General features: G+C 39.1%; 8 protein-coding genes and 1 pseudogene. 5 read left to right on the top strand and 4 right to left on the bottom strand.

What is annotated here, in order from left to right; genetic code table 11:
• The 4 genes and pseudogenes from KTJ10_RS16035 to KTJ10_RS16020 form a co-directional block, all read right to left on the bottom strand.
• A pseudogene (locus tag KTJ10_RS16035) lies at positions 1 to 77 on the bottom strand (hypothetical protein); the annotation flags it as partial.
• Between the two features lie 134 nt (positions 78 to 211).
• The gene (catA, locus tag KTJ10_RS16030) at positions 212 to 1132 is read right to left on the bottom strand and encodes a catechol 1,2-dioxygenase (protein ID WP_032006281.1); all 921 of its coding nucleotides are present in this window, start codon (positions 1130 to 1132) and stop codon (positions 212 to 214) included.
• 160 nt (positions 1133 to 1292) lie between these two features.
• Positions 1293 to 1583, bottom strand: coding sequence for a muconolactone Delta-isomerase (gene catC, locus KTJ10_RS16025; protein ID WP_000897236.1), 291 nt, complete (start codon positions 1581 to 1583; stop codon positions 1293 to 1295).
• 23 nt (positions 1584 to 1606) lie between these two features.
• The gene (locus KTJ10_RS16020) at positions 1607 to 2713 is read right to left on the bottom strand and encodes a muconate/chloromuconate family cycloisomerase (RefSeq protein WP_025465977.1); all 1107 of its coding nucleotides are present in this window, start codon (positions 2711 to 2713) and stop codon (positions 1607 to 1609) included.
• A 100-nt stretch (positions 2714 to 2813) separates the two neighbouring features.
• Between KTJ10_RS16020 and KTJ10_RS16015 the strand changes: the two genes are divergently transcribed.
• The 5 genes from KTJ10_RS16015 (at position 2814) to KTJ10_RS15995 (ending at position 8189) form a co-directional block, all read left to right on the top strand.
• The gene (locus KTJ10_RS16015) at positions 2814 to 3728 is read left to right on the top strand and encodes a LysR family transcriptional regulator (protein ID WP_017386078.1); all 915 of its coding nucleotides are present in this window, start codon (positions 2814 to 2816) and stop codon (positions 3726 to 3728) included.
• Positions 3729 to 3808: 80 nt separating this feature from the next.
• The gene (locus KTJ10_RS16010) at positions 3809 to 4603 is read left to right on the top strand and encodes a TorF family putative porin (RefSeq protein ID WP_262442423.1); all 795 of its coding nucleotides are present in this window, start codon (positions 3809 to 3811) and stop codon (positions 4601 to 4603) included.
• A 358-nt stretch (positions 4604 to 4961) separates the two neighbouring features.
• Positions 4962 to 5297, top strand: coding sequence for a hydroxyisourate hydrolase (uraH, locus tag KTJ10_RS16005; RefSeq protein ID WP_262442427.1), 336 nt, complete (start codon positions 4962 to 4964; stop codon positions 5295 to 5297).
• 50 nt (positions 5298 to 5347) lie between these two features.
• Positions 5348 to 6718 carry a nucleobase:cation symporter-2 family protein gene (locus KTJ10_RS16000; protein ID WP_262442422.1) on the top strand — a complete coding sequence of 457 codons (1371 nt, stop codon included), beginning with the start codon at positions 5348 to 5350 and terminating at the stop codon, positions 6716 to 6718.
• A gap of 175 nt (positions 6719 to 6893) precedes the next feature.
• Positions 6894 to 8189, top strand: a complete 1296-nt coding sequence (locus KTJ10_RS15995) for a hypothetical protein (protein ID WP_262442421.1) — start codon at positions 6894 to 6896, stop codon at positions 8187 to 8189.
• Positions 8190 to 8239 lie beyond the last annotated feature (50 nt).

Here is an 8239-nt window from a genome sequence, read left to right as displayed (position 1 = left end):
CCACCAATCAGAATGGTTGCACCATCTTTAATCTGCGATAGAACCTCGCTTAGTGAGGACTTACTTTTGTCAATCATGTGAGAAACCCTAGAGCATGAGGTAACGTGATGTATTACTACCGCTAAAAATTTACTTAAATTCTTAATGGTAGTAATAAATCGAATAAATTTTGTGAGTCAAAAGCGAACTTTTAACTCACATATACTTTCAATTAAGCACTAGCACGACGGCGCTCAACTTCAGTTGAAGGAGCAGCAGCGGCATCTTTAACAAGTTCGATGTTAAATGTGATGTGTTTGAAAGCGTGATCTAAACCACGGCGTTGAATTTCAGCTGGGTCAGTCACATCAACTGCTGTTGCAACTAAGCCGTCACGGGTTGCGAAAGCAAAGTCGTCCCATAAGTACTCATCACCCTCAATGTTGAATTGAGTAGTCAGCTTGCGGTAACCCGGTGCAGAAACGAAGTAATGAACGTGAGATGGACGGTTACCATGACGGCCTAATTTGTTAAGAAGGGCCTGAGTTGTACCTTCTGGCGGGCAACCATAACCTACAGGCATAGTTGTTAATGCAACATACTTACCATCAGCATCAGTTAAGATGGTACGACGTAAGTTGAAGTCAGATTGAGACTTATCAAAGAATGAATAGTTACCCAAACTGTTGGCATGCCATACTTCAACTTTGGCATTTTCAATGATATTGCCATCCGTGTCGGTTACTTTACCTTCAATAATTAAGGTATCGATTTTGCCAGATTCTGTACCATCATCCATACGCGCAAAACCAACAGATTCAGGCGCACCAGCGACATAAAGTGGACCTTCGATAGTACGCGGTGTGCCACCCGTAACACCAGCTTTGGCATCAGCTTCATCTGCACGTAAATCAAGATAGTGCTCTAAACCTAAGCCAGCTGCCAAAAGACCAAGTTCGTTTGCTTGACCTGCGTCTGTGAAATATTCCAAACCTTTCCATACTTCTGAAGGTTGAATATCTAAATCTTCGATGGCTTGAAATAAATCCCCGAGAAGGCGCACTACAATTTGTTGAACACGTGCATCAACTTCGCCTTTTGCAGTGTCGACATTCATTTGTTTTACAAGCGCATCAATTTGTTGACGGTTCATACTAAAACTCCTTAAGTATGCAATACGGTTTTGGGTGGCAGCGCTGCGGGCATTTTGTCTTGCTAGCGAATAAGTGCCGCCACGTTCCTTGTTACCTTCTGAATAATCTGCTTGGTTTTTAAATGGACTTCAGAGATCACATTTAAAAAATTCTTTTGGTTTACGAATCATCATCACGAACAGAAGAAGGGTGGCGATTAAGTGCCATCACTTCGATGTTCATGTAGGGATAGAGAGGTAAACCCTGTAAAATATTGTGCAATTCTTCATTACTCTCGACATCAAAAATACTGATGTTTGAGTACTGGCCTGTAATACGCCAGATGTGACGCCATTTACCTTGACGCTGTAAGTCTTGCGAATAGGCTTTTTCGACGGCCTTAATTTCATTTGCTTTGTCGGCTGGCATATCAAGTGGAATATGCACATCCATACGTACATGAAATAACATGGGAAACTCCTTATCCTGTTGCCTTAACGACGTAACTTCTCGACTTTATCTTCATCAATTTCAATGCCTAAGCCGGGAGCTGTTGGCAAGTGCAATTCAAAGTTTTCGTAACGTAGCGGTTCTTTCAAAATTTCTTCGGTAAGCAATAACGGACCAAATAATTCAGTACCAAACGCTAATGTTTCAAAGGTTGCAAACGCATGAGCAGAAGCCATGCTACCTACAGGGCCTTCAAGCATAGTGCCGCCATAAAGATCGATTCCAGCCAAACCTGCAACCTTTGCAACTTCACACGCTTCGATCAGACCACCAGATTGTTCAATTTTCACGGCAAATACATCTGCACCATGACTTTTTGCAATACGGTATGCGCTGTCGGGACCAGTTAAAGCTTCATCTGCCATAATTGCGACATCAAAACGATGGGTGAGGCGAGCAAGTGCTTCTGTGTTTTGAATAGCACAAGGCTGTTCAATTAAATCAATCCCGCCATCTTGAAGCTGTTGAATACCTTGAATACATTCCAGCTCTGACCATGCACGATTTACGTCAACGCGTACACTAATATCTGCACCGAGTGCTTTTTTAATTGCAATCACATGATCAACATCGTGTTGCAAAGGGCGTGAACCAATTTTGAGTTTGAACGTGTTATGACGTTTTAACTCAATCATTTTTCGAGCTTCAGCAATATCTTTTTCTGTGTCACCAGACGCGAGCGTCCAAAGTACAGGTAAACTATTACGCAGACGGCCACCTAAAACTTCACTTAATGGCACGCCTAAACGTTTTGCCTGAATATCAAGTAGAGCAGTCTGAATGGCACATTTCGCGAAACGGTTACCATTAATATTCTTACGAATCAGTTTTAGTGTTTGAGCAACATTTAAATCTTTAACTGATGCGAGTAATGGTGCAAAGTAAGTATCAATATTGGCTTTGACACTTTCAGGACTTTCTTCACCATAGTTCAGTCCACCAATGGTGGTCGCTTCACCCCAACCTACAATACCATCCGTGGTCGTAATTTTAACGAGCACCAAAGTCTGAGTACGCATGGTAGTCACAGACAACTGGTGAGGACGGATAGTTGGAATATCCACAAGTATGGTTTCTATGGTTCTATACATGAAGTTTCAACTATTTCAAACTTGTTTACATACCATAGAAGAATGTAATAGCCTAAAATAGATATAGAACGGTATTTTAAGATACTAAAAAGGTATATTAATGGAATTAAGACATCTACGTTATTTTGTTACCGTTGTTGAAGAACAAAGTCTGACTAAAGCCGCTGAGAAGCTTTTTATTGCTCAGCCACCACTCACGCGTCAAATCAAGAAATTAGAGGAAGAGTTAGGAATTGATCTGTTTGTGAAAGGCTCACGTCCATTAAAAGTGACAGAAGCTGGGCTGTTTTTTTACCAACATGCAGTACAAATTCTAACGCATACGGCTCAAGCAGCTTCTATGGCTAAAAAAATGAAGCTGGTCGAGAATGTTGTTAAAGTTGGCTATGTGAGTTCGCTTCTTTACGGGCGATTACCGCAGGTCATTTATCTATTTAGACAAAAAAATCCTGACATTCATGTCGAGCTTATTGAATGTGGTACACGGGATCAGGTCGAAGCCTTAAAGTTAGGAAAAATTGATTTAGGTTTTGGCCGATTGCCGATTAGTGATCCTGCCATTAAGCGACTTCTACTTCGTAAAGAAAAATTAAAACTCGCTATCCATAAAAAACATCCTTTAAGTGAGTTCCAAGAATCAGGAATTTATTTATCTCAAATTATCAATGAAACAATTTTTTCTTATCCCACAACACCTAAACCGAATTTTTCGACCACTATTCAAGCTTTGTTTACCAAATTAGGTCTTGTTCCCGCCAAACTGACTGAAGTCCGCGAAATTCATATGGCACTTGGCTTAGTGGCATCTGGGGAGGGTATTTGTATTATTCCGGAAAGCGCCTGTGATATTGGAATGAAGAATCTAACTTATTTAAATATTTTAGACTTAGAAGCCTATAGTCCCATTTCTCTATCGATGCGCAATATGGACCAAAGTTCATATATTCCTAAAATCTTAGATTGTATTGAAGAGATCTATAGCGAAGAAGAAGTGTCCAGAAATTTGAATTTATAACTTTTTAATACGTTTTAAATTGAATTATCATGTTATTTTAAAACTTTAAACCTATAGGTAATATTTAAAAGGATTATTAGATGAGAAAAATTTTAGGGATAGCTTCTCTTATTATGTCTAGTGGTTTTGTACATGCTGAGCAAGTAAATGAACAAGAACAAATTTCTCCATACAGTGCTAATGTAACCTTCGCAAGTCAATATATCTCACGTGGTTTCCAACAAACTTGGGGCAAGCCTGCATTACAAATTGGTCTAGATTATGCAAATCCGAATGGATTATTTGTAGGGACTTGGGCTTCAAATGTAAGTTCTAAATATCTTCGTGATGCTTCAGTTGAGTGGGATTTTTATACAGGTTATATAAAAACTTTTGATAAGTTTTCGGCCGGAATGACGGTTTTTTATTACTATTATCCAGGAGCTAAAAGTACGCCTGAAACGGGGAGTACCAGTTATAACTATGGCGAAATTGTGCCTCAAATTGGTTATGGGCCTTTGACTCTTAAATATTTTATTACCTATACCCCAGATTATGCAGGCTATAACTCAGATACGATGGGGGGACCTGAGGGTAAACGTTCACGAGGAACAACTTATCTAGATCTAACTTTTACTCAGCCTATCAATGAGTCTTGGACTTTTGGTGCCCATTACGGTTATGAAAGAATTAAAAATTTCTCGGAAGCTAACTTTCAAGATATGAAAGTCGAATTGATTAAAGATTTAGGGGATGGCTGGACTACTGGTTTAGCGTATGCCAAAGCATGGGACAAGAACGGGGAATATAGAAATTATAGTAATGGTGAACCTGATGCGCCAATTTCAAATCCGATTGATTCCACATTTACTGTCTCAGTTAAAAAGGTATTCTAATTTATAAATAAAAAAGCCTGATGACTTTATTTGGAGTGATCAGGCTTTAAATAGTGAATATATAAAATTATTTTTTAATTCAATCATAATAAGCCTGAATTAGTTTTAAACCGATTGTATGTATAACTCTTAGAAAGCCTATCTCATTTAAACTGGCATATTTGTTGCTTAATTTAATGTATCTGGTCAGACCAGTCAGACAATGCATTAAATTGGAGCGGATATGCAACTCGAAACTTTTAATCAACTAGCTTCTAGCCAGGCTCGGCTGGTATTACAAGCTTGTGTGCATATCCCAACTTGGATTTCTGAATTGATTCAGAAACGTCCTTCTTCGCTCAAATCAGGAGATTCAATAATGGCGGGTATCAGCACACATATTTTAAATGCATCACTCGGCCAGCCAGCAACTCAAGTATTGGTGAAATTATTCGAGGAAACGAGCCATGGATATATTTTAATCGATGAACAGTTCACTGATGCAGATGGACGTATTCAAGCATTTAATGTCGACTCATTTATTCGTGGTCATTATCAATTGGTTTTTGAAGTAGGGGATTATTTTCAGGCCCTAAATACCAATAGCTTTTATCCGAGAGTCTGTATTGATTTTAAAGTCAATGATATTCACCAGCACTTTCACGTGCCTCTATTGATCAGTCCTTTCTCATATTCAACGTATCGTGGCAGCTAAATCAACCCAAGCAATATGGACATCATGAATTTAATTTGAGGAATTAACCCATGCATCAAGACAATATAAATCCAGAGAGAGATCCGCATATCTCGGCAGAACATCAATATTTAGGGATGAATAAAAACATCTTATATGGTTTGCAGCATGTGTTGACCATGTACGGTGGGATTATTGCACCGCCATTGATTATTGGTGCAGCTGCAGGTCTAGATGCTTCAGAGATTGGCTTATTGGTGGCTGCCGCCTTATTTGTGGGAGGCCTCGCCACAGTTATACAAACCATTGGTTTTAAATATTTCGGTGCAAAATTACCAATTGTGCAAGGCGTATCTTTCGCAGGGGTTGCCACTATTTTGGCAATTGTGAGTACCGGTGGGGGTTTGCCATCTGCATTTGGTGCTGTGATTGTCGCATCTCTAATTGGTTTGTTGATTACACCATTCTTTGCAAAAATTATCCGCTTCTTTCCACCTGTGGTCACAGGATGCGTCATTACCATGATTGGTATTTCACTCACACCTGTTGCGATCCGCTGGATTATGGGAGGAAACCCGAAAGCTGAAAATTGGGGAGATCCGACTAATACTGGTTTGGCGGTAATTACGCTAGCGATTGTGATTATTTTTAGTATGTTACAAAATCAGATTCTGCGCCGTCTTGCGATTCTTGCAGCAATCGTTTTGGGTACAGTAATTGCCTATATTGCAGGCTTTACTGACTTCTCAAGAGTAAGTACGGGTCCTATTTTTGCTTTTCCAAGTTTCTTCCATTTTGGTTCTCCTGTATTTGAATTTTCTGCCATTCTTTCCATGGTCATTGTTACTTTGGTAATCATGACTGAAACCACTGCCGATATTATTGCGATTGGTGAAATCGTTGGAACTAAAGTTGATTCAAAACGAATTGGTGATGGTTTACGTGCAGATATGCTATCGAGTGCAATTTCCCCAATGTTTGGTTCATTCATGCAAACCGCCTTTGCTCAAAATGTAGGTCTGGTTGCAATTACAGGCATTAAAAGTCGTTTTGTGGTGGCAACGGCTGGTGGAATTTTAATTATCTTGGGCTTATTACCTGTTATTGGCCGCTTTGTTGCATCAATTCCGATGCCGGTTTTAGGTGGAGCAGGCATTGTATTATTCGGTACAGTTGCTGCCAGTGGAATACGAACTCTAGCCAAAGTAGATTATAACGATCATAAAAATCTGATTATTGTCGCTACTTCACTCACAATCGGCATGATTCCAATTGTAAACCAAGAGTTTTATGCGCAATTTCCGACATGGGTAAAAACCCTATTACATTCAGGTATTAGTTCTGCCTGTATCACTGCCATTTTGCTCAATATTATTTTTAACCACTTACCGTTTAGCAAAAAGTCCGTTGTTGCAACTACGCCCATAAATTCAGGGCATTGATCGACCCCGGTTAGGGATTAGACATTCTAATTTAACCATATTTTCATTCGCAAAAATTTAAAGGTCGCTTATTCAATGATGAATAGGTTAGGGGGATTTTGACTTTAAAAGGTCAAAAACAGGTCTTTTGAAAGACCATAAGCGACTTTTAAACCAAATCTTACAGGGGAATTTTATGAGAAATTTTAAATTAAAATCGGCATTACTTATGCTGAGCATGGTTGCTACTGTGCCGGTATGGGCTGCTGATACCAGTCTGAATGGCCTATTTAATCTAAAGCAGGATTGTCAGACGAGTAATGATGCAATGGACCGTATAGGGGCAGCATTTGCGTGCGGCAGTATTCATGGGGTAGTTAAATCTGCATATTACTCACTTAATAATGGCTATTTTGTGAATAATTTAAATCAGGATACGACCGTCATTGGTGGGTATATTAAATATGAAACAGCTCCTTTTTATGGCATACAGGCAGCTGTGGGATACGACATACAACGCCGACTGGATGATAAAAATGAAAATGATGAAGTGCCAGAATTAAAAGAAGATAGGGATGGTCTAGCAGAAGCTTATGTAAGCTGGAAAAACGATTTGGCTAGAGTGACGATTGGTAACCAGCGGCTAAATTTACCTTTTATGGGCGATTATGCTGACCGTCGTGTATTGATGTTTTTATATCAGGCCGCTGATGTACAGATCGGGAATAATTATGATTTCTTACGACTCACTAAAGTAAATAAATATAAAAGTTATGGCGAGGATGAGTTCAATAAAACTTCTCGTCAAAATTCAAATGTGGAAACCAATGGGGTTTGGTCGGTTGGTGCAGGGAAGCGCTTTAATTTAGCCAATGATAAAAGTTTAAAAACGCAATTTTGGTATCAAAATTATGATGACTATACTCGTCTAATCTATACCCAAGCTGATTTAGCAATTCCAAAGCTTAATTATAGTCCTGAATTTTCAATCCAGTATATTTCAGGTAAAGATCAGGGCAAAGCACTTGCTGGAGAGGTTAATAGCCAAATTTTCGGTGTACAGGCTGCGTTTAAGGTTATGCCTACCGCCAGTCTAAAAGTCGCGTATAACTATATAAAACCAGATCAGGGCAGTTATTTGAATGGGGCATTATTAACACCCTATGCAGCTAAAACCTCTTCAGGTGAACTTTTTGCCCAGCCATTTTTCACCAGCACTCAAGATTTAGGTGCAGGTAATGCATTGATGTTGTCTTTAGAAGGTAAATTGACAGATCAGTTGATAGCTGGCGCGCGTTATTCATTTATGGACTTAAAAGAGTCGGAAAATGTCGCGAGTCGAAATCAATCTGAATATATGTTGTTTGGTATTTATAATTTTACAGGAGCTTTAAAAGGTTTTAGTGTCAGTAATTTTGCAGGTATCCAAACATCACCACGCTATGACAAAAAATTCTTACAAAACCGTTTTGCACTGTCTTATAAATTTTAACTGTGTTTTATAGCATCGAGTGCATATTTAAATCTAAATATGCACTTTTT

The sequence above is a fragment of the Acinetobacter sp. WU_MDCI_Abxc222 genome (assembly GCF_025514755.1).
GTDB classification, from domain to species: domain Bacteria; phylum Pseudomonadota; class Gammaproteobacteria; order Pseudomonadales; family Moraxellaceae; genus Acinetobacter; species Acinetobacter geminorum.
This window is presented reverse-complemented; position numbering and strand designations above follow the sequence as displayed.